Consider the following 25,450-nt stretch of genomic DNA (forward strand, 5'->3'; position numbering starts at 1 on the left):
TGCTCCATATTAAAATCCTGAATTGCCATGTTCTACGATACGCTCTCTCTGCTAGCAAACAGCTCCATAATCTGGGCCGGGTCCGGCTCATGCATCAAACGTTCCAGTACCTCTTCATCAGCGAGCATACTCGCAACTTGGACCAACAGCTTCATGTGGGTTGTATTCCGGTCTACAAGCCTTACAGCAAACAAAATAACGACATGGACAGGTTTGCCGTCCAGGGTCTCCCATTCAAGCGGGTGCTCTGTTCGTCCGATGGTGAGGGAGGTCTTGAGGACCGCCGCCGATTTGCCATGAGGGATCGCAACGTGGTTCTCCAGGCCAGTCTGACCCTCTTCTTCTCTTAAATAGACGTCTTTGATAAACTCTTCTTTGGAGGAAAGGACACCTTCCTTTGCAAGCAAATCCGCCAATTCCTCGATGGCTTCATCCTTGGTTCGTGCTTTTAGATCCAGCTTAATCAACCGTTCGTTGATAATCTTGGTTATATCCATAATGGTCCTCCTCCTGATCGTGCTTGGACTGTAATATCTCGAAAAGCTCCTGTGGTGTAGTTACTCTCATGATCTGTTCATACATGCGCCTGCACATCAACAAGCTCTGTATTTCTATCAATAATTCAGTTAGTGGCCCATCCTGGAAGAAAGCGATTACAATTTCCAATTTGCAATTGGTCGGTTCGCCTTGAATGACATTAAAACCGACGATGGGATTGACGTTCACATCACTGCGGATCAGGAAAACCGACAAATGGTTATTCAGCTTAGCCTCGGCAAATGTCCGGTTCTCCAGATTAGCGCCTACGTGTTGGAGTATGGATGCAAACAGCTTCAGACGGGATGCTGTACCTTCTGTATATTGTTCCTTCGTATTCGTTTCAATCTGTACATAAGATGGGTGGAAGTACGCCCTGAGCAGTGGAAACGAAAACACCCTGTTTTGATGTTGATTCAACCTCGCCTCGTTAAACTTCGCCTTTATTAAGCTGACATCCGTGTCATTTAATAGCGCCGAGACATACACAACTGGCAAGTCATGATGCTCCAGTTTCACGGTTGATATAATCAGATCAATGTCCGTCCAATCCTCCATACGCTTGAACCAGCTTGTCGAAATGACATCAACGACTTCCCATTCGGGAAATGAACGATTGATCCGGTTTTTCAGCAAGTGAGATGTCCCTATTCCAGTGGAGCAGACCAGAATAACTCTTTTCTTTCTACTGCTTTTCTCAATGGATGCCTGAAAATAAAGGACCAGGTAACTTATCTCGTCATCACTAAACGAATTCAATCCGCAGGCTTGGGCCATGGGCAGCATCCCCAAACGGACCAGAGAGAATATCTCGGCATACGCCTCACGTATATCCTCCAGCAGAGGATTATTAATGGAAATGTTGTATTTCAGACGATTCAGCATCGGTTTGAAATGAATGATCAGACCCTTGTACAATTGTTCGTCTGTTGTGAGATCACGCCGGATCATCCCGGATACAGTCTGAATTAATTCCTTGACCATCACTTTAGACTCTGGACAAACCTTGTCCATCAGACCAGACAACTCAAGATTAAGGGACGGAACACTCATGCCTGATGAAATCAGATATTGATAGATGAAATAGATCTCTTCACTTGGTAATTCCAATCCGCATAGCTCACTGATTTGTTGGGCCATGGCTTTTGCGATGGAATGCACATGAGGGTCAGTTACGGGATGATCAGGAATGCCGTCAGCCAATCGAATGACCTTGCCACTCTTCAGTCTGCGGATACAAATTAGCAGGTGAGTCAGCAGGTTGATGTAATAGGGATCGCCTATGGTATATCCTAATTGCTGCTCGGTTTCTTCCAGAATACGTTGAATCCCTTGAACTGAATCGCAGCCAAAATGTTCTATCAACTCAACTAGTGTGTTACCATCAATCCGAGATTCATGCTCTTGTTCTCCCGCCCGTTCTTCACTCACAAGTTCATTAATGAGAGAAGCCATGGCTTTGCGAATGTTAATCTCTGAACCGATCAGACGGGTACCGAGCTGGCTTTTTTCCAGTCGGAGCTGAAAGGGTTCAATTCGTTCTTCAATGGCCTTGAGATCATTCACAATCGATGCCTTGCCGATAAAGTATTCTTCTGACAGCTTGTTAATCGAGGTTTCCTCAGGAGAATCATATAATAAATTCGTCAATATTTTGATTCTCCTCCCCTCTACGGAAAGGGTTGTCACCACCCTTTTTCCCGAAGCCCATTGCGTTCTTCTCAGCTCCATCGTCTGTTCCTGGGTTAAAGCCAGCGCAATACCTCTTCCCGGCTTCCGTTCGAGGCGAATGCCGCGAATATGCAAATTGTGTTCCAAGGCGTTTAGTTCCCTGTAAATCGTTTTTTCCGACCAGTTCATGTGACCGGCTATTTCTTTGACCGGAACGAAATCCCTACGCTCCAATAGAAAATGCAAAATCTGATATTCTCTCGGAGATAGCGCTTTCATTTGAGGATCACTCCTTCCTTACGCTCACAGCATAACACTCGTATTTTTTTTGTTAAATACTAAAATATGTCCATTTCATTCGGGTCAAAATAATATACCCCCCTGTTGATCGCTTTCAGAGCACCCGTTGATTTAGGTATAACGAAAAGGCTCCTGATCGGATTGCCTACCCGATTAGAAGCCTTTTCGTCTCTGTTTTCGATTCACCGACTGAATGTGTTATCGTTGCTCGTCCTACCCTTATTGCTCAAGTTGATTTACCGGAACCTCAAGCCGTTTATATCTGCATACATATGGCATCACTTCAACCAGTTAGCAAAAAATTCGCGGTACCCTTCTTTCATCTTCGTGCGCGAAAAAGCACCAAAGGCATACTCCCGGTTGTCTTCTGACACACTGCGCGGCGCAGCCGCAGCCATGTTCACCAGTTCAAACCAGTTATCCTCGTTGCCTGCAAAGGCATGCGTGGATCGAATGTGACCGTAGCAAGCATGCTCCGGTTTCACGACCATTTTGCCCATCGCCATCGCTTCCGTCAGCGGCATCGCAAACGTATCAAAGGCTGAACAGCTCCAATACACCTTGGCAGAGTTCATCAACGTAAATATCTCATCCTGCGTGAGCGCGAACTTCAGCTTCACGTTGGCAGGAATGTCGTACTTCTTCATGGTTTCCTTATAGCGAACACCGCCAAACACCATATATACTTCCTTGTCCGGGTTCTGCCGAGCATATTCCAGCACCAGATCCGGTCGACGATTCGCTTCATCCCTACCAATCCAGAGCACCCGATTATGCACGACCTGGCTCGGGTCATAGTGCCGGTTCGCCAGCTCTTCGCTAAAGCCAATCGGGATGACGTTCACGTCATGTACGCCGAAATTGCGACCCAGTTCTGTTTTCAAAAACTCCGTCTGTACAACTGCTTTATCCACCATCGTATAAAATGGCTTCATCATCTCATATCCCGTTAGCGCGGGATCGGGGAAACTGTGCGGGAACAGTACACTCTTGGGTAGGAACATCTTCAAAAACGTAAACCCTGATACCGTGTAGATGACATGTTCTATATTTTGGCTATGAATCTGGTCCAGCACGATATCGTAGTTCACCAGGTCACCTTTCTCATGCTCATACCCCGGCAACCAGTCGTATCCGCTGACATGACGCTCCGGCGAGATGAACACAATATCCACGCCCAGCTCCAGGCCGATCTGCTTCAGCCGATCCGCAAATACGCGCGGCCCCTGAGCTTCTGTGAATTGAATTTTACGCATAACAAGTCCGACTTTACGCAAGCTTCTCACCCCTCATTTCTATTCCTCACGCATGTGCTTCATGCACTGTTCCAGCGTCGCTGCCGTCTCATGCCACTGGTTACGCAACTGTCCCTTCGGCCACACACACTCCTCACTTCTCAGGTCACCATCAATCAAACGCAGCATCCAGAGCGAAAATACAATAGCATAGGCGTTGTACCATCCTGCAAAAGAATCCCGTTCAATCTGCACGCCCAGGCTCTCTAGTTTGTCCAAATAAATGTCTATAACCCGCTCCCGCAAAGCAGGCGTAACCGTTCTGGGAAACAACGGATGCGAGAGATCTACCAGATGGTACATGTCCCACAGCGGCGTATTCAGATGGGCATGCTCCCAGTCCAAGACGACCAGCCTGCCGTCAACTTCCGCCAGATTCCCGGGATGCAGATCTCCGTGACACAGAACGGTAGGAAGTTCTTCCTCTGCTGTGAGAATCAACATGGCAATCTTGTCCCAATCCGATGAAGACAGCCGCATATCCAGCCTGGACAACAGGCCATCCGTAGATTGTCTGTGCATCTGCAACTCATCCAACATGGCGCGAATAGACGGTTTCTGGCCCACGCGAGGCAACTCGCTCCATTCCGTAACAGGCAACGCATGCCACATTGCCATATGCACCGCTGTGTTAAGCATTGTCACTTCTTGCGAATCATGCACCAGTTGCCCCAGATCCTCATAGATCATCCAGCTCTGTGCCGGTGCAATGGTAGGGTCCGACGTTGCAACAAGCTGCGGATAGATCGGGGGTAGACCAGACATCACACGCTTGTACATCCATCGTTCTCGTCCGTGCTGTGCAGGATTCGTCAGCGGTTTAAAAATATAACTTTCACCGGTAGGAACAGTGAATCGCTCCACATATCGTCCGTTCATTCCTTTATACAACTGTTCGCGGCTTGTTATATAGTGATCATTCAGCATTCCTTCGGGCGTCACCCAGCTATATGCATCCATCTCATCTTTCACGCAATCCACCATCCGTTTCGTTCTTCCTGCTGCTCCGATGTTGATTTCTATTCATCATACGTTGCCTCTCTCAAGCCTGCAAGCTTTGGTCGTAAGCGCTTATTCCATGTCTCCATTCAGAGTTTCAAAATTGCTTATTGCATTTTGGTTAGTAATCACTTACTATAAAATCATGAAGAACAAATCTCATGTGGATAGCAAAAAGAAAGATATCCTACAAGCGGCGATGCGCTTGTTCGCAACCAAAGGTGTTGACGGCATATCCGTCAAAGAGATCGGTGACGCCGCCGGAGTAACAGATGCGGCGATTTACAAACATTTTAAAAACAAAGATGCCGTTGCCCTGGAAGCCTTCACCCAATACTGCGCGGACTATACTTCACTGATTGACGGGTATGTTCGCCAGGAAGGTCCCGTGTTGGAACGCTTCAAGCAACTGATTACCGAGGTTCTTCACCTGCACGATGAAGATCCCTATGGACTGCTGTTGATTTCACAGAATCATGAAATATTTATTGAAGCCGGAAGCAGTGATGATTACCGTCAACCATTGGATGCGTTAATGGATCTGATCGATCAGGGAATGATGCGGGGCGAACTGTCTCAGCAGGATTCACGGCTCACAGCCGTTCTGGTGATCGGTGCAATTACACGTATGGCGGTCTCGAGTATGCAAGGTGAATTGCCAGAGTTGTTGGTACCCTACACCGGGGAAACCGTTCACCGACTCTCATTGATGTTGGGGCACGTATCTCAGGAGTAGAACTGGAGAGGGGCAACCATTCTGGCCTCGCAGAACACCAAAAAAGGTTCAGAACTGCACGTTAATATAAGTACGTGTTCAAAAAGTGGACTCTTTGAACAACTTCTAAAAGAGAATCGTCAACATACCATCAGGATATACCGATGGATTACCGGGTCATACGTGACCTTTTCTTTTTGCACATGAGGTTAGTGTTCATTAACTAAAATAGTCAGGACGTGTCGTCATCATGAAGAAAATATTAATCATCCAAGGCAATCCCGTTTCCCCAAGTTACAATGGCGCAATTGCCGAAGCTTACCATAAAGGTGCGGTGCAGGCTGGTGCCGACGTCCGCATGATCACTCTGAACGAGCTGGCATTCAATATGAATCTGGAGGGAGGATATCGTAATAAACTTCCACTCGAACCGGATTTGCTACAAGCTCAAGAAGCAATCAAGTGGGCCGAGCATCTCGTATGGGTATTCCCGATTTGGTGGGGAGGACCGCCTGCCCTGCTGAAAGGATTCGTTGACCGAATCTTCATGCCAGGTTACGCATTCAAGTACCAAAAAGGAAAACCTTTCCCGGATCAGCTGCTCAAAGGCCGTACCGCTCGCATGATCACCACGATGGATGGTCCTAGCTGGTACTTCAAATGGTTCCAAGGTGAGCCCGCACACAAAATGATGAAAATCTCCACCTTTGCGCTGACAGGCATCAAACCAGTTCGGATAACACCTGTAGATGTGGTGGGAAAACAGTCCGAGGAACAGAGAAAGAAATGGTTGGAGAAGATCGAGTTGCTTGGTCGGAAGATGGGGTAAAAGATTTCTGCAAGAAATCCTCATCGGAAGTATAGGTTTCTCTCCAGATGTTCACCTTATAAGTTAAATCAACAATCTGGGGATAAGTGTAATTTTAGTTTAACTTATATCAGAAAGCAGGAAATGTGCCTATTCCCAGGTACAAAAAAAGGGTTGTCCCCTACGTCTTGTTCAAGGCGTAGGGGACAACCCTTTTAGCATTCATTTTAATTATGGTCTAACGAATCTTACACACGTTAATAGCTCCATTTCCGACAAGTCTTCCGTTTAACGAATCGTAGAAGCGTTATTCTCCCAATCTGTATGTGCTTTGGCAGGTTTGCACCGGAATAATTTCACTGAGTTTCGTTACGTTTTGCATTCCACGCTAAATCGCCATTTAACACTGACTCGGTTCGTTAGCGACTTCGCATCCATAATGCAATGGAAACAACCATGGTTAGCATCCCAATGAACAGCCATCTACAAATACAAACAACGCATTACCTAAACGAAATACGACCGGACGGATGCTCAGGTAAAATGGACGATACCAACTGCTGCACAACCGGATGATCCGACTGCATTACCGAATTCCCGGCATCACCGCTATAAACAATTCTGCCCTGATCCATTACGGCAATGCGGTCACAGATGGTCATGGCAGCCCGGATATCATGCGTGATAAAGAGATACGATAACCCATACGATGCTCTGAGCTCTGCCAGCAAGGATAGGATTTGCGTCTGGTGCACCATATCCAGACTGCTAATCGATTCGTCCAGTACGATTAACTTTGGCTTGAGCGCGATAGCTCGTGCGATGTTGACCCGCTGTAATTGGCCACCGCTGAACTGGTGCGGAAGCTTGCTCCCATCCTCTGGTGTAAGTCCGACCTGCTCAAGCAGTTGTCCAACCACACGAAGTTGTTCTTTTGCCGACAAACGCTCGTAATTATCCAGCGGCTCACCGATGATCTGCGCCGCAGTCATAAGTGGATTCACAGCCGAATAACAGTCCTGGAACACGACTTGCAGGTCACGTCGTAATCCCTTAAGCACGGATTTGCTGGATCGATAGATATCCTGTCCTTGAAATAAAACCTGACCCTGGCTGGGCTTCTCCAGACCAAGCATGATTTTGCCCAAGGTGCTTTTACCTGCGCCACTCGTACCCAACAGTCCCAGACAAACACCCTTTTCAATCGTAAGTGAAATGTCTGCCAGCACAGGAGGACGCGCTCCCGAACGATCCAGCCAATTGCGTCTGCCATAGCTATGGCTTACTTCACGTACCTGAAGCATCAGGTCATCCTCCTCTCTTGTACTTGGCAGAAGCAATCTCCGAAGAAGACGAAATTGCACATCACCATGTCCATTCCACCCCTACCCTACCCAATCAAAATACAGTTCATACCTGCTCTACACATACACTCACTGAACGATTCAACTCACCTGTAATTACTATCGCCCCAAAGACATTCTGGGTCTGGCATTTAACAACATCCGGGTATACTCATGCTGCGGGTGATCGAACAGTTGGTACACATCTGCTTGCTCCACAATCCGCCCCTTCTGCATAACCGCGACTTCATCCGCCATTTGCGAGATCACGCCCAGATCGTGCGAGATGAGCAAGATGGATGTGCCATATTCGGTACGTAGCCGATCCAATTCCTGAAGCACTTTCAACTGATTCACAACATCCAGTGCCGTCGTTGGTTCGTCAGCAATAACCAGGGCGGGTCGCAGGCACATCGATATGGCAATCATCACCCGCTGAAGCATGCCGCCACTCAGTTGGAAGGGATATCGCTTCATCAGTTTTGTTGGTTCGGACAAATTCATGTCTGCCAAGGCTGCAATAGCCCGCTCCCGGGCCGCTGCTTTGGACATTCCCGTATGCGTACGCAAGGTTTCAATGAATTGAGATCCAATCGTATATACGGGTGTAAAAGCATTCATCGGATTCTGCATAATAAATCCGATGTCCTTGCCTCGGATGCGTCGCATCTCCTCACCTGACAACGAGCCCAGCTCCCGTCCATTCAGACGGATGCTGCCCGACACCTCCATCCTGCGCGGATCAAGCAGATGGAGCAAGGCGTTACACGTAACGGTCTTACCGCTGCCACTCTCGCCGACCAGACCAAAGACACGACCTTTTTTTATTTCGAAATCAATGGGCGCAAGTAACGGGACGGAACCCTCCGCTGTTCTAAGATTCACTTGAAGACCTCGAACTTCGAGTACTTTCGCTGCATCATCCACCGTTACGTTCACCTCCGTGTGAGTTTGGTTCCGAATCAACTACCGTTTTGCAATGCCATAACGCTCAGATAATGCTTCACCCAGAATGTTGAACGTAATGACTACCAGTAAAATCAATGCCCCCGGGTAGATCATTAACTCCGGATGACTGCGAATATAACCCGTTCCTTCATGAATCATGGCGCCCCACTCTGCATTGGGTGGTTGAATGCCAAGCCCCAAGAAGGACAGTGCGGATATATCCATAATCGCCCAGCCCATCTCTAACGTGCCCATGACAACAATGGGACGCTGCACGTTGGGGATGATATGTTTACGAATAATCGTCCATGCAGAGGAACCACTAACTCGCGCCGCCGCGATAAAATTCCGTTCCTTCAGACTCACGACCATGTTCCGGCAGATGCGTGCATAATACACCCACTGTACCATCATGAGGGCTAGAAGCACCTGCATCAGACCTGGACCAAAAATCCCCACAATACCGAGCACCAGCACCAGATTCGGAAACGCCATAATGCCTTCACACAAGCGCATTAGCAGACTGTCCACCCAGCCACCAAGGTATCCGGAGATCGAACCCACAATGACACCAATGAGCAGAGAAGACAGAAAAATCAGAGTAGCAAATCCAAGCGACACCCGCGCACCATACATCAGCCTGGTGAGATTGTCGCGTCCGAGATGATCCGTTCCCAGCCAATGCTCAAGCGATGGACTCGCCAGCTTCTGCAACAAATTCACCTTCACCGGGTCATGAGGAGCAATCCATGGAGCTAATAACGCGACTATGAAGAAGAGCAATATGATCACAGAGCAGATCTGGATGGCTCTCTGTCCTTTAAATATCGCACGCCATTTGTTTATCAATGTTCTGCCCGTCCTTTCGCTGAAATCCGTGGGTCCATAACGAGCTGCACCAGATCAACGAGCAGATTGCATACGATGAACAGGCATGCCGCCAGGAAGACATAACATTGAATCACGGGAATATCCCGGTTAAATATCGCATCGACAAAATAACGCCCGAACCCCGGCCAGGAAAACACCTGCTCTACAATAATGGTGCCTGTGAGCAGCTTGCCCATACTCATCCCCATCCCCGTAATGAGGGGCGATATGGCGATTTTCAGGACATGTTTGAGCATAATCACTCTTTCGCGAATCCCGCGTGTTCTTGCATACTTTACATATGTCTCCTGCAATTGCTCCAGTACACTGGAACGTAACAATCGGGTGTAGACCGCAATCAGGATCATGGATAGTGTTACCGTAGGCAGAACCAGATTCTCCCACGATCCACGCCCCTCCACAGGCAGCCAGTCCAGCTTCACCGAGAAAAAGAAGATCAGCAGGTAACCGAGCCAGAATTGCGGAATAGATGCTCCAATATAGGAAATGGCCCGGCTGACCATGTCAATCCAGCTATTCTTGTACACTGCGGCCAGTATTCCCAAAGGAATACTTACCAGAGCCGATAACAACATACTCCAGAAGGCTAGTTCAGCCGTAGCCGGAAGCCTTAATTTCACTTCATCCCATACGGGTTTATTGGTGAGGTACGAGGTGCCGAAGTCGAGCTTGGCAATCTTCTGAATCGTATGCGCATATTGGGTTAACAAGGGCTGATCCAGACCGAATTCATGTCTCTTTTGCGCAAGCAGCTCCGGTGTTGGATAGATATGAGCTGCTGTCAGATAAGCCTCGGCCGGATCAACTGGTGAAATATGAATAAGCGCAAAGGTAACAAGTGTAGCGATAAAAACGATAGGAATGATTGCGATCATTCGTTTACCGATATAACTGATCACCAAACGTTCCTCCCTTTCATCAAGCTACATGGCCTTACCAAGGGCCATCCACTTCCTTAATTAAAGTAATTACTATTTATTGATTGCCCAGTTCAATGCCCACAAACGGATTCTCATCACGGTTCGCCGGGAAAATAAAGTTGGAGATTTTCTTCTGATATACAGCCGTTTTCTTAATATAAGAGATCGGTACGATCGCCGATTGCTCCTGAAGTGTTTTCAAGATGGAGCCATATAACTCCTGGCGTTTCGTCTCGTCTGTAGATGACAGGGCTGCATGCACCTGATCGTCCAGTTCCTTTTTCATCGGCAACGCACTCAGGGTCTCCGAAATCCCGAATCCAGGGCTTGCCACAACGTTAATGAAGGAATGAGGATCATACGGAGCGCCATAGTTATACCAGAAATACAGGTCAAAATCATTGGCTTTCAAACGTTTGATCTGTACCGTCAGTTCCAGTCCCGTGAGGTTTACTTTAACCCCCAGCTCGCTCCATTCTGCCTGAATGGTCTCCGCCATCGCTTTCTGAATCGGGTCCGTTTTATCAAAAATCATCTCGAAATCAAGCTGCTGACCGTCTTTCTCACGAACCGTCCCACCAGCCGGCAGCTTCCAGCCCGCTTCATCCAGTAATGCTTTGGATTTTTCCACGTCATACGTGATTGGTTCCAAGTCTACATTGGTGTACGGATAGTTTTTGGACAATACGGTATCGGCTGGTTCTTCCAATCCGGAAGTGACACCCTCAACCATCGCCTGTTTGTTAAACCCTTGCTGGAGCGCCATCCGCACTCTGACATCGGACAACTTTGGATTGGAAGAGTTCAGCAGCAGACTGCGTGTGCCCACCGGATCAGACAATTGCGTCACATATTCATCGTTGTCACGAAGCTGTTGGAATGCATCCAGACTGATCACACCTTCCCCGTAGATCAGATCGAGATCACCTTTTTCAAAAGCAAGTACACGGGTTTCACCGTCAGGAATGATTTTGACCGTAATCTGATCTACCTTCGGCGCTGTTCCCCAATAATTCGGGTTGCGTTTGAAAACAGCATATTCGTCCTGCTTGTAATCAGCCAGCATCCACGGACCAGTACCCACCGGCTCTTTGATGCCTTGGGATGTATCTCCGTCATCCGGGAATCCAGCTTCACCCAGGAAGCGGAAAGGACGAACTACCGACAAGTCCTGAAGAACCGGATAATACGGCTCTGTGAGTGTCAACCGGAAAGTCTGATCGTCCACAACCTCGGTCTTGTCTAGCACGCCTACAATGCCCAGCCAGCTATGTGTATCTTTATTTTTCATAACAGCATCAAAATTCTTTTTCACAATCTCAGCATTAAATGGCGTACCATCTGAGAATTTCACACCTTGGCGAAGCTTGAATGTATATACTTTGCCGTCATCGGAGATGGTCCATGATTCTGCCAGAGCAGGTTCCAGTTTTCCGTCCTTCTGGTAACTGATCAGCGGCTCATAGAGCATGGATTGGGCAAATAATTGCGAAGGATTGTACGTATGCGGATTCATTGTACCGATATCACGTGGCCATGACATCGTAATCGACTTCGTTGATGTTTGATCCGAAACCGCAGATGAGGATTCATCTCCACTTCCTGTATTGCTGCAACCCACGATAACGAATAGCAACAAGAGCATAGTTGCCAGCGTGAGCGCCGAAGATTTGCGATGTTGTACAGACATGGATGTTGAACCCCTTTTCTCTATTTCATGATAATGATTCTCATATTCATCCATTAAGAATAGGCAGGAGTCCTCCTTTTGTCAACAAAATTCGACATGGTATGTGTTGTTACTAAAATAGCCAAAAAACCTTTCCTGTGGGAGGAAAGGCTTCTTGACCTGAATGAGAGTTACAACTGGAAAAATGAGCTCCACCATAATCTGCTATTCCTTGCTCACAGCATGGAAATCACGAAAGTACATATAGAGATATATCACTAAGATCATCTCACATACACCTTCTTGTTTCTCGTTTAAACTTCTGCAGTGATGCCTTCATAGAACCGACGAATAATTTTCTCTGCAGGCTTACCATATACCCCGTATCCGTCGTTAATCAGTGCATCCCTCTCCGCGTGCAGATGTGCGCTCCAATCCCACAGACCGAACCCGCGCACCCAGTCACGCTGACTGACATGCCGGAACATGGCCTCATAGAAACGCTCCTGTTCCTCAGCACTCACTTCGCCTTCCAGTCCCCAATCGTTCGGTACCTGGGCTGATCCACTGCGGCTGGGACAGCCTGCTTCCGCGAAGAAAAAGGGTTTGCCATATGGAGCAATCACCTGTTCAATACGATCCAGCTGTGCCTCCCAATCTCCAATGGGATAATAGCCACTGGAAGAGATCACGTCCACAGCATCCCACCATTTCACATGACCTTCCTGATATTTGTCCGTGTTGTATGACACCAGTCCCGTGTACACATCACGCACACCAGCGATAACCTCTCGCCACTCTTGATCCCGACGCTCGGATTGCACCATCTCACAGCCTACAATGAACATCTCACACTTTTCCTGCTCTGCAATCGCTGCATAATGCTTCTGAAATGCCGTGTAGCTGCGGAACCAATCCTTCCACTTCGGCTCACAAGGCACATCGATATCAAAAAAGTTAATATGTGCACGCCATGTGCCATCGGTGCAGTTGACGGTTGGTTTCAGAATGACACGCAGCCCGAGTGTACGGGCATAACCAATCATGTCGACCAGTTCATCATCCTCGACCAGATGTTCACCCCGATACTTGACCTCTACCGCCTGCGGATGATCCTGATGTGCCGCCAGTGCAAAAATAACATGCGAACTGCCTGTACGTTCAGCCATCAGGCGCAAGGACTCCTTCGCTTCCGGCTTGCGGAAGTCTCCCCTGCCACTCATCCAGCCAAATGTAAATCCTTTGATGTACTCCATGTGCATTACTCCCCTGTGTTCCTGTTCACTTAATGTAAAAAGAATGGCCGAATGTATACACTTTCACTACGATTGCAGTACCATCTTCCGATCGCCGTTATCCCCAGATTTCTGTAGATCCCTTTTATACAAGGGAGAAATCCGGGAATAAATGCGACCACTTCGCTTCTTCAGATTGGTTCTGCACTCTCCGTTATTGTGTTAATTTTAGCTTTTAAAAAATTGGTTTCACATCGGTTACAGCTTGCCTTCCTCGTGATCTCCTGCAATGACTTCGTCCGTCTCGATCACATAGTTTACGATCTCTTCTACGGTCGTGTAAGCCACGCCCACATACGTATCGGCAGCGCCGTAATAGATGGCGATACGTCCGGTCTCTGCATCATGCAATGTTGCACACGGGAAAATGACGTTATCAACGAAGCCTTGTTCTTCATACCATTTTTCTGGTGTCAGCACGAAGTTGGAGGAACGATATTTTACTTTGGATGGCTCATCCAGATCCAGAATGACCGCACCCATGCTATATACCAATCCGTTACAGGTCCCCGTGACGCCGTGGTAGAACATCAGCCAGCCTTCGGACGTTTCGATCGGAGCAGGACCGCCGCCAATTTTGACCGATTGCCACCAGCCCTGACCGCCTTTGCTCATCACATGACGGTGCTTGCCCCAGTACACGAGATCCGGGCTTTCGCTCAGGAAAATGTCTCCGAATGGGGTATGTCCACTATCACTTGGTCTGGACAACATCACATAGTTATCCTTGATTTTCCGCGGGAACAATACGCCATTACGGTTGAATGGCAACATTGGATTTTCGAGGCGGACAAATGTTTTGAAGTCATCTGTTTTGGCCAGGCCCAGTGCTGCACCGTAGAAGTCTGTACACCAGATGATGTAATACGTGTCTTCGACTTTGACCAAACGTGGGTCGTAAGCATAGTTCGGCATAAACGGATCGCCATTTTCATCGACAAAGGCAATGCGTTCCTCTTCAATCGTCCACTCCAAACCGTCCTCACTCGCCCCCATGTGAAGATGCGGACGGCCATTAACGGTTTCAGCACGGAATACCCCAATGAATTTCCCTTCATACGGTACAACGGCACTGTTAAAAATGCGGGCAACGCCTTTAACTGGATTACGTGGGACGACCGGATTCGCCAAATGTCTCCATACCGGGCCTTCCGTTCCCTCCGGTTTGTTCTCCCACGGCATATTCGGCAAAGCATCCCCAACAATGTGTACGTTTTTCGTTTCAGCAACTGACATTTTTCATTTCTCCCTTCGGTTAGGCTTTATGAAATGAATACTTAAAATTGCACTAGACCACTTCGATGACAGAACAACCTTGCGATCGCCGTTATCCCCAGATTTTTTTGATCCTTTATAAAAGGGGAAAATCCGGTTATAGCATGTGCTTACGAAGTGAGCTTTCTTTCAGAAAGCTTTTAGCGAACACTCCGTTTCTCCAGCTTTTTTCTGTCCTCTTCGTTCCTGTGCATTCTCAATATGCATTTCATATAACCTCTCGTTTTTTTATTTAACTGAGCCTTGCGCGAAGCCATTGTAGATGTATTTCTGTAACAACAGGAAGATGATCATGGTTGGAATGATGGCGATCATGATGCCAGCGCTGATGACTTCCCACTGCGATCCGAAAGGTCCCTTGAATTTGAACAAGGCGGTGGATATAACCTGTAGATCGGTCTTTGGCATGTACAGGAACGGTGTGTAGAAGTCGTTATAGATGTTCACACCCTTCACGATAATGACCGTTACAATGGCCGGTTTCAGCAGTGGCAGAATGATTTTCCAGTAGATCGTGAAGTACGACGCGCCGTCCAGCATGGCGGATTCATCCAATGCACTGGAGATAGAGCCAAGGAACTGCAGGAAAATATAAACCGCGATGATATCTGTACCCAGATACATCACGATGGCCGCCCAGCGTGTGTTGAACAGGTCGAGCGCGTTGATGATCTGGAATGTGGCGACCTGTGTTGTAACACTTGGAATCAGGGTAGCGAGCAGGAATGCCGCGACCATGATTTTCTTGCCTTTGAATTTGAACCGATCCAGCACATACGCGATCATGGAGCCCGTTAAGGTCGCTCCTATAATAGAGATGACCAGGATAATAATTGTATTTTTGAAACCAACCAGCATGTTGCCATCCACAAAAGCCTTTGCATAGTTCGCAAAGTTCAGCCAGTTGGCTGGCGGGGCAAGCGGGCTGCTGGTAGCGTATTCCGCATTCGTTTTGAGAGATGCAAACAGGATGACCACGATAGGTAACAGTGCGATAAACGCCGCAAGCACCAGGGAAGCATATTTAACCACGCTCGCAAGGGTGTATTTGAGTTGTGTCACGTTTATTCCTCCCCTTTCATGGTGACGCGCTGCACGAGTGTAACGAGAATAACGATCATGAGCAGCACCACAGCCATGGCGGATGCCAGTCCCAGCTTGCCATATTTAAACGCCAAATGAACCGTCTGAATTACAAATGTCATACTGCCGTTGGAACCATCGGTCATGATATATGGAATATCGAACGCACTAATTGCGCCGCTAATCGCCAAGATCAGGTTGAGCTGCAGGATGCGTGTAATGCTTGGCAGGATGATGTGGCGGAATTGCTGCCAGCGATTGGCACCATCAATATCGGATGCTTCATACACATCCTTCGGAATGGAGGAGATTGCACCCAGGAAAATGATAAAGTTGAAGCCCATGTATCTCCATACCGATGCACCTGCAAGTGACACGTTGATAATATTGGGGTTACCGAGCCAGAGCTGCGTATATTGTCCCAGCCCTACAGCATGCATGAGCATATCGAGTGTACCATCCGGTTTGAAGAAAAAGAGGAAGATAAAACCGATAGCTACCCCATTCAGCAAATAAGGAAAAAACAGTATGCCTTTGAAGAAGTTTTTGCCTCGAACTTTGAAACTCAGAATGGTGGCAAAGTAAAGCGCCAACCCCATCTGTAAGAACGTAGCCACGAAGTAGTACAAGCTGACAATAAATACTTTGAAGTATTCCGGATCACTGAATATGCGCGTATAGTTCTCAAAGCCAACATAATCAAACCTTTTACTATATCCGTTCCAATCGGTGAAACTGTATTTGAACATGTTGATGACCGGTAAGTATGCAAACGTGAACAGCAACGCCAGGGGAATAGTTGAGAAGGCACAGATGATAAATATGCGTTGCGCTGAGTAACCCCAATTCGAAAGTTTTAAGTACTTCATGCTCTCCACACCTCCAAGCGGTTCTCCCGCCTATATATCGAAAGACTCCCGTCCAATGGAATCCTGGTGGAACACTGCCGGGGGAAGAGCATGGGTATTATGCTTTCAAATACCACATACTCCATGTTCCATTCATATATGGATTCCTATATCCCCGCAGTTCATTCATCACCTGATCCACTTACGTTAATCCCATTATTTCGTGAGTTCTGCTCGCGCTTTTACCCACTTGTCATTTAGGTCCTTCATGATGTCGTCATAGGATTCCTTGCGGTTACCAATACCTGCTTCGATAATGCGTTTCTTGAAGTCAGGCTGCCAGAGACCGATTTCACCTTCGTTATCAATCTTGTCAACGAGACCTTCCTGACCTTCTTTGGCAGGGGTAAGTGTGGAGAATTTAACGTCTTTATATTGATCCAAAATCGGTGGCAATTCAGCGTTTTTGTCGGCATCCATACCGCCGCCCTGTTCAACTGCATAGTTCGATTTCGCCAGGAACCAGTCAATCCAGGCTTTCGCAGCAGGTTTGTTCTCGCTGTTCACGTTCATGCCGATGTTATAGTCAGCGGAAAGTGGTACCACAACCTCGCTTGCATTCGTAGGGAAAGGAAGGAATCCGATGTTATCCGGTGTATCTGTCATCCCTTGAATCTGTGTGATGGCCCATGAGCCAAGTGCCATTGTGGCAATTTTGCCTTTGGCCAGATCCGCTTTGGAGCTTTCCCAGTCGGTTGTCGTTGGATCTTTCTCGATTAAACCGTTCTTGGCTGCATCATAGAGCACTTTATATAGTTCATAGTGCGGCTGACCAGGCACAAAGTTTTCATCTGTATTCGGTTGATCCACGTTCACGTAGTCCACGCTGCCTGCAACCGTTGGCAGGTCCGATTCCCATTGGGTGAGAGCCCAGCCGGATGCATAGTTGGTGTAGAGCGGAACCGCATCTGTATTGTCTTTGATCAACTGAAGCGCAGCCTGGAATTGCTCAGGTGTTTTTGGAACTTCCATAATGCCTGCGTCTTTGAAGACCTGTTTGTTATAAATGATTCCAGAGAACGTAATTACGGTAGGGATACCGTAGACCTGACCATCCACCATGCGTTCTTCAATGGCGGTGTATTTGTCTTTCAATTCATCGTACGTGCCGAGCGGCTCGAAAAAGTCCGGGATATCTGCGATCGGAACACTGGTCGGGATCATCAGTACGTCACCATAATCCTTGGTGCTCATACGGATCTTCACTTGCCCTTCATAATCGGCTAGTGCCTGGAAGTTTACTTTCACATCCGGGTATTCCTTATTGAACTCAGCAGCGTAATCTTTGAACACGGTGTCCACAATATCTGTACGTTGTGTAAGGACGGTAATTTCACCCTTGATATCTGCCGGATCTGTACTGATCTCCTCCCCTGCCTGCGAAGATCCACCTCCGGATGAACATGCAGCAAGTAGCGAAGTGATGAGCAGCATCGTCAGCAACATCATCCAACCTTTGTTTTTTCTCAATTGTTTCGACCCCTCTCTTAAATTAATTAAGTTATCGTTAAGGTTACAAAATGAATTCTATTATGGTAACGCTTACCTGTCAATTAAATTATTTATAACTTAACAAGAAAAATTGCGATGCATTTCGTTGACATCTGTTTTTTAGAGCACTAATATGAACTAATAAAGTTACCGATAACTTAACAAATTAGATTGATGCACTATTCTGAAGGAGCGCTCACTTATGAATACAAAAACAACCGAACTTCAATCTGAGATTAAGGCGCATTGGGAGAAGCAGATTTTACCCTTCTGGTCCAACCTTAAAGATACAACCCACGGTGGATTCTACGGCTGGGTTGGCAATGATCTTCAGGTGAATCCACAGGCACCCAAAGGCGGGATCGCCACGGCACGGCAACTTTGGTCTTTTGCAGCAGCCTATCGGGTTACCGGAAACGAAAGATGGCGCGATCACGCGGAGCACGCCTATCGTTTTCTCGCTGACCATTTGATGGATAACGAATATGGCGGCATGTACTGGATGGTAGATTACACAGGGGAAGCGCTGGACACGAGCAAACATGTGTATACGCAATCCTTCGGCGTGTATTCACTCAGTGAGTACTATCGTGCTACCGGGGATGCTTCTGCATTGGAACTTGCGAAAACGCTTTTTGCTCTCATCGAGGACAAAGGTTTGGATGCCGAACTACCTGCGTACAAGGAACAATTTGATCGCACATGGAAAGAACAACCCAATGAAATGCTGAGCGAAAATGGGGTGATTGCGGATTACACCATGAATACGCATATCCATGTGCTGGAGGCCTACACCACGCTCTATCGCGTGTGGCCGGATCAACAAGTGAGGGCGGCGCTGGAACGCCTGCTCGGAATTTTGTATGAACGTGTGTATGACCAAGACACCACGTTTCTCGGGGTATTTTTCAACAAACAGTGGGAATCCATCATTGACCTGCGCTCGTTTGGACATGACATTGAAGCCAGCTGGCTGATTGACGAAGCACTGAAAGTTCTGGGGATGGAACAACATCCGGAGTATGCGGCGATGGTAACGGATATTGCCTATAACATCTCCAATGTAGCCGTGAATGCGGATGGTTCCTTGTTAAATGAACAAGAAGGTGAACATATCGATGAGAAGCGAATTTGGTGGGTTCAGGCCGAGGCCATGGTGGGCTTCTATAATGCATATCAGCGTACAGGTGATCCATTGTTTCTGGAGAGAATGGAACGCTTGTGGACCTATACAAAAGAAAACATCATTGATCAGCGCGCTGGTGGGGAATGGTACTGGTCGGTTGATGGGAACGGAACACCGGATCAGAGCGAAATTGCCGGACCATGGAAATGCCCGTATCACAATAGCAGATTCTGTATTGAACTAATTGAGAGGATGGGATCAGAATGATACACCCGAAATACAAGGAGTTACTGGAGAAACAGGAGCAACTGCTTGCTCGCCCCAATGAGATCAATTCTTCATTCTACAACGGCGTATATGATCGGTATCAATATCCGGTAATCACTCGCCATCATGTGCCGCTGCATTGGAGATTCGATCTGGATGAGACGACGAACCCGCATTTTATGGAACGCCTGGGCATTAACGCAACGCTGAATCCGGGAGCCATCTATTTTAATGGCAAATACATCATGGTCATCCGTACGGAAGGATTGGACCGTAAGTCGATCTTTGCGCTCGTCGAAAGTGACAATGGAATTGATGGATTCCGTTTCACGGGTAAACCACTGGTCTGGGATGATATCGATGCGGATGAAACCAATCAGTATGATATGCGTCTCGTTCAACATGAAGACGGCTGGATCTATGGCATCTATTGCTCTGAACGCAAAGACCCGGAGGCTCCTGCATTTGATACGTCCAGCGCAGTTGCACAGGCAGGGCTGGTCCGTACACGGGATCTTACAAGCTGGGAACGGTTGCCCAACATCACCACCAATTCCCCTCAACAGCGCAATGTCGTATTGCACCCGGAATTCGTGGATGGAAAGTATGCCTTCTACACCCGTCCACAGGACGGATTCATCTCGACAGGCAGCGGCGGCGGAATCGCCTTTGGCCTGTGTGAGGATATCTTGAACCCGGTCATTCATGAAGAGACGGTTATTGATGAACGGCAATATCATACGGTCTACGAAGTCAAAAACGGTCAAGGCCCTGCTCCGCTCAAAACGGATCGTGGCTGGATTCACATTGCTCACGGGGTTCGGAACACCGCAGCAGGACTGCGCTATGTGTTATACACTTTCGCAACGGATCTGAATGATCCGACGCGTGTGATTGCCAAGCCCGGCGGCCATTTCATTGCCCCTTATGACGACGAGCGTGTAGGCGATGTATCCAATGTTATTTTCTGCAATGGTGCTGTGGTGAATGAGAAGGAAGAAGTCTTTATCTATTACGCATCCAGTGATACCCGCTGTCATGTGGCAACTACCACTCTGGAGAAACTGGTTGATTATACGTTTAACACACCGGCAGATCCATACCGCTCCCTGGACTGTGCCAGCCAGCGGGGTCAGCTGATTGAACAGAATGAGAAGCTTTTACAGAAACAATTAACGTAACATCGGTAGAGCGTCCTCTCAGGGAAACCTGCAATGTGCTGAAAATTAGCGAAACAACAGCCAGAATGGCTTTATTCCAAGTGGGTAACGATGTATACTGATATGGATTGTTATTATGTTGGAGGAAAGCACTCATCATAGTGACAGCACATTGTGCCTATACCGGCTTGAAGGAGGCGACCATACTGAAGAACAATATCACCATGCGGGATATCGCCGACAGGCTCGGGGTCAGCAGTGTGACCGTCTCGAAAGCGTTGAATGATAAAGATGGCGTGAGTGGCGAATTAAAAGAAAAAATTAAAGTGCTTGCTATTGAAATGGGCTATCGGTATAATGCCGCTGCCCGTTCGATGAAGGAAGGCTTAACTCATAATATTGGCGTAATTATCCCGGAGCGTTTTACCGGACCTACGCAGTCGTTCTATGTACGCGTGTTCCAGCGCATCACCAAACATCTGGAGGAACAGGGCTACTACGGCATTCTGCACATTCTGAATGTGGAGGATGAAGAAGAATTAACACTGCCCAAGCTGTACAGCGACAACAAGGTCGATGGTTTCATCGTGCTCGGACAGATCAGCAAAGAGTATATTGAACTGGTGCGATCAATGGAAGTTCCCAAAATGTTTCTCGACTTCTATGATGAACATTCGGACATTGATTCCGTCGTTACCGATAACTTCTACGCTGCCTATGAGCTGACGAACTATCTGGTTCAGCAGGGCCACCGTAACATTGCCTATGTGGGGAACCTATATTCCACGAGCAGCATCCAGGACCGATTCCTCGGGTATTACAAATCCTTGCTGGAACATCGGTTGCCGATGAATCCGGATCTGGTTCTGAATGATCGGGATGAACGCGGTACGTTTATTGAGATTGATCTGCCTAAACAACTGCCAACGGCCTTTGTATGCAACTGTGATCAGGTCGCTCATCTGCTCGTTCAAAAACTGAATTCGATGGATATTCAGGTGCCTGTCCAATGCTCTGTTGTTGGTTTTGATAATGATATCTATGCCATGCTCTCCGATCCCAAGCTGACAACTGTCGAAGTGGATGTGGAACAGATGGCGCGGACGGCGGTCCAGTCGATGCTCAAAAAGGTCGACAACCCCAACCGTAGTTTCGGCCGTGTACACGTGAAAGGCAATATCATCTATCGTGACTCGGTGAGTGCTGCGTCTGCCTCATCAGATACCGTGGATAGCTGAATAAAAGAATTAAAAACGAACACAGATGACTGGCCTCTATCTTACTGGCCAGTCTTTTTCTGATGCACCGGGGCTTAAGGACGGCGACGATCTGTTGAATCCATCAAAAATGTAGTCGTTCTCCAGATTGAGAGAATGAGAATCAGCTCATACACATTGGTTAACGCCCCACTCTCCACGGGCAGGGAGATTAACTGCCCTGCAAACAATAATGCAGTCCCAACAAACAGCCATACCCATTTATGTCTGAAAAGCACAATCAAACTAACAAACAAGAGTACAATGCCCACGATGATCACCATCATCGGCGGACCTCCATGACCTTCTGCCATATATCGCAGTACTCCATACTCTTCTATAGCAGTGAGGTTTTTAACCTCGGATAAAGTAAAGCCTACAATCTGGTAGATAACCAGACCCAGCGTTATCAGCCATGCTGCCACATTCGTTATACTTCTATTTGCAAACTTGGCACCTGAGCTACGCAAGATATGGTAGCCAACAAGAATAAGGGTAGGCGTAGCGAAGGCATGTAGCCAAAATCGAAGGCTACTAAGAACGGTTAACAATTCCCCTTCTCCTACCAGGTTACCTACAGCAATAATTCCATTATCATATGCCAAGCTAAACGCTACGAATAGCTGAAAACTGGAATATGTGAGCCATTGTTTCCTTTGGGTTAAAACGACGACCATCCGAAAAACAAGTATCAAATAAACAAGAGTCAGTGCGGAGTATATCCATACATCCAAGCTGCTTCACCATCCTTATTGGTCAATTCTAATAAATTATACTTACCGGTAAGTATAATTACAAGGCGTACTTGTATAAATGGTTAATTTGTCATAAATTACTCACTGGGGTAATGAAGATAAATATCAATTTACAACGTTTACCCGGGAGACCAACACATGCTTTAGCTGGAGATAATACACCCTTACAAGGAATCATTCTTCTATAGACCACCAAACAGTTTATGGAGCTAAATTATATAAAAAGAGCACTCCCGGCTATCGTAGCCGCAGGAGCACTCTTTTCTTAGTTTAAAGAATGAAAAAGCAATAGGTTACTCTGATATCAATAACTTGTCTTCAACCAATTGTCCTTGGACCAGGTCAGTTTACCTGAACCCGCGCCATCGGAAGCAATGAGGCGTGCATTCAACGTAGATGGATCATCCGTGGTATAACTGTAAGGAAGTGTCGAGAAACCGTTCCAGGAGAACGATTTTATCACCGCCGGGATTGGCGCCAGTGGACTGCCAGACGTATCACTACTGCCACGGAATGAGCTGCCATCCAAAGAATACATGGTATCGGTCACTCTGATTTTGCCGGTATAGGTTGGATCTGCCGGATCGGTCTGATTGTTGCGAACAGGATACAGAACGTCCTTGATGACTGATTTCTCAACCAATACGGCTCCGCTCTCTGTGGAGATTGCCCCATTGCCAATGATATCGAACTTATAACCTTTGGACGCAATCGCTGTTGCCATCGCCGTTGTAATTTTGGCTTTAGCGGCACGTGCCCCTGTCGAATCCATCACGATGTTGTAAGCATGTGCGTTGCCTCCACGCAGGCGTGGCATCCGGTCCTGAATATCTTTGTACAGATTATGGTGAAGCGTCATGGACAGGTTCGCGTTAGCTGATTCCAAGCTGGTCGAACCGACCAGATGTCCTTTCTTTTGCGGTCCCGAGATGGCGATAATATCGGCTTTGCTAAGACCTACCGCACTGCTGCGCAGGTAGTTATACATGGGATAGGAAGCCTTGTTTGCTTCCAATTCGTTAATCTGCTGGGTAACCCAGCTGTTCGAGCTGCCGTCATCCCCTTTGAAGAGGGACCAGGAGATGGTCACGCCGCTGGTTCCTTTTTTCGAATCGACGAGTCCGTCATAGGCTTTATTAAATGTGCAGTGATCAATCCATACGTTGCTGTTCTCCTCCAGGGTGATGTAATCCCAGTCATTCTTGTCGTAATCACCTTTGGTGGATTCATCCCATTCCCATAACTCATCAAACTCCAGATTACGGATGATGACATTCGAGCTTCGTTTCACGCTGATCGCTGCGTGTTTGATTTTGGAACCATTGGCGGAGAAAATCGTGAGTCCATTGAAACCGTCAATCGTGAGCTTGCTGACACCGGTCTGTTTTAATACGGGATGCGTCAGCGCATCATTATGCTTGGCAAAAGGAGAAGTCTGCGCTGCACTCGGAATTTCATTCCATCCCAGATTCAGATCGTTCATGATCTCAACGACTTTGACACCGGAGTTCTTTTTCAGTGCCAATGCCAGATCGGTCGCATTATACACTTTCTTATACGTGGCTGTGTTTGATTCGCTAATGATGCCGCCGCCCGCGTTCCCTTGGGAGAAGCCTGTAAGATTGTAATCTGCGTTACCCGCTGCCTGCACACTTGCCGGTCCGGACAATAAAGTTAACCCCAACGTTAGAGCCAGGGCTGTGCTGCATAAGCTTCGAAATTTAGTTTTCATCGATTCCATTCCTCCCAATATATGATGATGACATTCGTCCATCGCTGCCATGCCAAGTTACGAAGGACATGTTCTCAATGTAAGCGTTGAAAGCGATTACAACAATAATCCCTATCTCACATGTGGTTAGGAAAGGCTGGTATGGTAAGGGTTTGTACTGTAAGCAACCTTGAATCGTACAGAGTTAACTAGGGGAGTAAGGTTTCAGGGATATATCGTGGTAACAAGAAGGTGTCGGATAAAATGAAACCAAAAAAGCAGGACTGCATCTGCCGCAGACCTGCTCGATTTTACTTTTTGATGGAACGTGTCCAGAAGCCGCCATGGAACTGTTTGGGCTCCACGGTAATGACAAATGCTTTGGGATCCAGGCTGAGAATCGTCTGATAGAGCAGTTTCTGGTTTTTTCGTTTCGCCAGAATCTCCATCACAAGCCGATCTCCGTCACGTCCACTACCCACCCACGCAGTAACACCGTATCCTTTGTCCCGCAGGGCATTCGCAACGTTGCTTCCCATCTGGTTACAAATTACTTTAACGGTAACGTAACCGAGGGCAATCTTCTCTTCGATCCAGGCCCCGAGTAATACACCGAGCCCATAACCTACTGCGTAGACGATCAGGGCAGATGGTTGGGTTAAATACTTGAGTACCAGATTCAGACCGAGCACATAGATCACAATCTCACCCATGCTGATCAGTGCGGCGATATATTTCTGGCCTTTGAGTGTCAGAATCATCCGTAATGTATAAGCCGATACATATACAATCTGGATCAAAAAGATAAATACCAATATTTTAAACAATCACAATCCCTCTTTCCTGGCCTTCACAACGGAATTGGCCCTTTGCTGCATATCCTCGACGATTTCGTATCATCTATGCTTCCTGTACGTTCGCTCTATCTCCATCATTGGACGTTATACCCTCATTCTAAACGGTTGGATGTAAATCCGTAGGCATTTTCTGCTCTCTGGCATGCCGGAACTGCCATTATAGAACCGTT

At 47.4% G+C, this 25,450-nt stretch carries 22 protein-coding genes; 5 read left to right on the plus strand and 17 right to left on the minus strand.

Features of this window, described 5'->3' with window-relative positions:
- Positions 1 to 32: 32 nt before the first annotated feature.
- The 4 genes from IFU39_RS23555 to IFU39_RS23570 form a co-directional block, all read right to left on the minus strand.
- Positions 33 to 497 carry a PTS sugar transporter subunit IIA gene (locus IFU39_RS23555; RefSeq protein ID WP_192135183.1) on the minus strand — a complete coding sequence of 155 codons (465 nt, stop codon included), beginning with the start codon at positions 495 to 497 and terminating at the stop codon, positions 33 to 35.
- The gene (locus IFU39_RS23560; protein ID WP_192135185.1) at positions 460 to 2,487 is read right to left on the minus strand and encodes a BglG family transcription antiterminator; all 2,028 of its coding nucleotides are present in this window, start codon (positions 2,485 to 2,487) and stop codon (positions 460 to 462) included. The genes IFU39_RS23555 and IFU39_RS23560 overlap by 38 nt, the downstream gene beginning before the upstream one ends.
- 299 nt (positions 2,488 to 2,786) lie before the next feature.
- The gene (locus IFU39_RS23565) at positions 2,787 to 3,785 is read right to left on the minus strand and encodes a glycosyltransferase (RefSeq protein ID WP_192135187.1); all 999 of its coding nucleotides are present in this window, start codon (positions 3,783 to 3,785) and stop codon (positions 2,787 to 2,789) included.
- A gap of 18 nt (positions 3,786 to 3,803) precedes the next feature.
- Positions 3,804 to 4,775, minus strand: a complete 972-nt coding sequence (locus IFU39_RS23570; RefSeq protein ID WP_192135189.1) for a phosphotransferase — start codon at positions 4,773 to 4,775, stop codon at positions 3,804 to 3,806.
- Positions 4,776 to 4,947: 172 nt separating this feature from the next.
- Between IFU39_RS23570 and IFU39_RS23575 the strand changes: the two genes are divergently transcribed.
- Positions 4,948 to 5,538, plus strand: a complete 591-nt coding sequence (locus IFU39_RS23575) for a TetR/AcrR family transcriptional regulator (RefSeq protein ID WP_192135191.1) — start codon at positions 4,948 to 4,950, stop codon at positions 5,536 to 5,538.
- A gap of 226 nt (positions 5,539 to 5,764) precedes the next feature.
- A complete protein-coding gene (locus tag IFU39_RS23580; RefSeq protein WP_192135425.1) occupies positions 5,765 to 6,346 on the plus strand; it encodes an NAD(P)H-dependent oxidoreductase in 582 nt (193 codons plus the stop codon).
- 482 nt (positions 6,347 to 6,828) lie between these two features.
- On the opposite strand, the gene nikE is transcribed toward IFU39_RS23580, so the two are convergent.
- The 10 genes from nikE to IFU39_RS23630 form a co-directional block, all read right to left on the minus strand.
- Positions 6,829 to 7,629: a nickel import ATP-binding protein NikE gene (gene nikE / locus IFU39_RS23585; protein ID WP_192135193.1), complete on the minus strand. Its 801-nt coding sequence runs from the start codon at positions 7,627 to 7,629 to the stop codon at positions 6,829 to 6,831.
- A 159-nt stretch (positions 7,630 to 7,788) separates the two neighbouring features.
- A complete protein-coding gene (locus IFU39_RS23590; RefSeq protein ID WP_192135427.1) occupies positions 7,789 to 8,595 on the minus strand; it encodes an ATP-binding cassette domain-containing protein in 807 nt (268 codons plus the stop codon).
- A 39-nt stretch (positions 8,596 to 8,634) separates the two neighbouring features.
- The gene (gene nikC / locus IFU39_RS23595; RefSeq protein WP_192135195.1) at positions 8,635 to 9,465 is read right to left on the minus strand and encodes a nickel ABC transporter permease subunit NikC; all 831 of its coding nucleotides are present in this window, start codon (positions 9,463 to 9,465) and stop codon (positions 8,635 to 8,637) included.
- Positions 9,462 to 10,406 (minus strand): nickel ABC transporter permease subunit NikB, encoded by a 945-nt coding sequence (nikB, locus tag IFU39_RS23600; protein WP_091012569.1) that lies wholly within the window; start codon positions 10,404 to 10,406, stop codon positions 9,462 to 9,464. Before nikB ends, nikC begins: the two co-directional genes overlap by 4 nt.
- Positions 10,407 to 10,482: 76 nt before the next feature.
- Positions 10,483 to 12,117, minus strand: coding sequence for a nickel ABC transporter substrate-binding protein (gene nikA / locus IFU39_RS23605; protein ID WP_192135197.1), 1,635 nt, complete (start codon positions 12,115 to 12,117; stop codon positions 10,483 to 10,485).
- A gap of 293 nt (positions 12,118 to 12,410) precedes the next feature.
- Positions 12,411 to 13,352, minus strand: a complete 942-nt coding sequence (locus tag IFU39_RS23610; protein ID WP_192135199.1) for a glycoside hydrolase family 113 — start codon at positions 13,350 to 13,352, stop codon at positions 12,411 to 12,413.
- Positions 13,353 to 13,589: 237 nt separating this feature from the next.
- A complete protein-coding gene (locus tag IFU39_RS23615; protein WP_105600375.1) occupies positions 13,590 to 14,627 on the minus strand; it encodes a glycoside hydrolase family 130 protein in 1,038 nt (345 codons plus the stop codon).
- 267 nt (positions 14,628 to 14,894) lie between these two features.
- Positions 14,895 to 15,728, minus strand: coding sequence for a carbohydrate ABC transporter permease (locus IFU39_RS23620; protein WP_091012558.1), 834 nt, complete (start codon positions 15,726 to 15,728; stop codon positions 14,895 to 14,897).
- Positions 15,729 to 15,730: 2 nt separating this feature from the next.
- Positions 15,731 to 16,618 carry a carbohydrate ABC transporter permease gene (locus IFU39_RS23625; RefSeq protein WP_091012556.1) on the minus strand — a complete coding sequence of 296 codons (888 nt, stop codon included), beginning with the start codon at positions 16,616 to 16,618 and terminating at the stop codon, positions 15,731 to 15,733.
- 195 nt (positions 16,619 to 16,813) lie between these two features.
- Complete coding sequence (locus IFU39_RS23630; protein WP_091012554.1) at positions 16,814 to 18,127, minus strand: ABC transporter substrate-binding protein; 1,314 nt, start codon at positions 18,125 to 18,127, stop codon at positions 16,814 to 16,816.
- A gap of 223 nt (positions 18,128 to 18,350) precedes the next feature.
- Here IFU39_RS23630 and IFU39_RS23635 point away from each other — a divergent pair, with 223 nt between their 5' ends.
- The 3 genes from IFU39_RS23635 (at position 18,351) to IFU39_RS23645 (ending at position 21,939) form a co-directional block, all read left to right on the plus strand.
- Positions 18,351 to 19,541, plus strand: a complete 1,191-nt coding sequence (locus tag IFU39_RS23635) for an AGE family epimerase/isomerase (protein WP_192135201.1) — start codon at positions 18,351 to 18,353, stop codon at positions 19,539 to 19,541.
- Positions 19,538 to 20,722, plus strand: a complete 1,185-nt coding sequence (locus IFU39_RS23640; RefSeq protein WP_192135203.1) for a glycoside hydrolase family 130 protein — start codon at positions 19,538 to 19,540, stop codon at positions 20,720 to 20,722. The genes IFU39_RS23635 and IFU39_RS23640 overlap by 4 nt, the downstream gene beginning before the upstream one ends.
- A 140-nt stretch (positions 20,723 to 20,862) precedes the next feature.
- Positions 20,863 to 21,939 (plus strand): substrate-binding domain-containing protein, encoded by a 1,077-nt coding sequence (locus IFU39_RS23645; protein ID WP_258170237.1) that lies wholly within the window; start codon positions 20,863 to 20,865, stop codon positions 21,937 to 21,939.
- A gap of 74 nt (positions 21,940 to 22,013) precedes the next feature.
- On the opposite strand, the gene IFU39_RS23650 is transcribed toward IFU39_RS23645, so the two are convergent.
- From IFU39_RS23650 to IFU39_RS23660, 3 genes are all read right to left on the minus strand, one after another.
- A complete protein-coding gene (locus IFU39_RS23650) occupies positions 22,014 to 22,562 on the minus strand; it encodes a hypothetical protein (RefSeq protein ID WP_206759585.1) in 549 nt (182 codons plus the stop codon).
- 454 nt (positions 22,563 to 23,016) lie between these two features.
- Complete coding sequence (locus IFU39_RS23655) at positions 23,017 to 24,444, minus strand: pectate lyase family protein (protein WP_192135207.1); 1,428 nt, start codon at positions 24,442 to 24,444, stop codon at positions 23,017 to 23,019.
- A gap of 290 nt (positions 24,445 to 24,734) precedes the next feature.
- The gene (locus IFU39_RS23660) at positions 24,735 to 25,250 is read right to left on the minus strand and encodes a DUF2179 domain-containing protein (RefSeq protein WP_091012544.1); all 516 of its coding nucleotides are present in this window, start codon (positions 25,248 to 25,250) and stop codon (positions 24,735 to 24,737) included.
- Between the last annotated feature and the right edge of the window lie 200 nt (positions 25,251 to 25,450).

The sequence above is a fragment of the Paenibacillus sp. CFBP 13594 genome (genome assembly GCF_014842675.1).
Classification (GTDB): Bacteria; Bacillota; Bacilli; order Paenibacillales; family Paenibacillaceae; genus Paenibacillus; species Paenibacillus amylolyticus_B.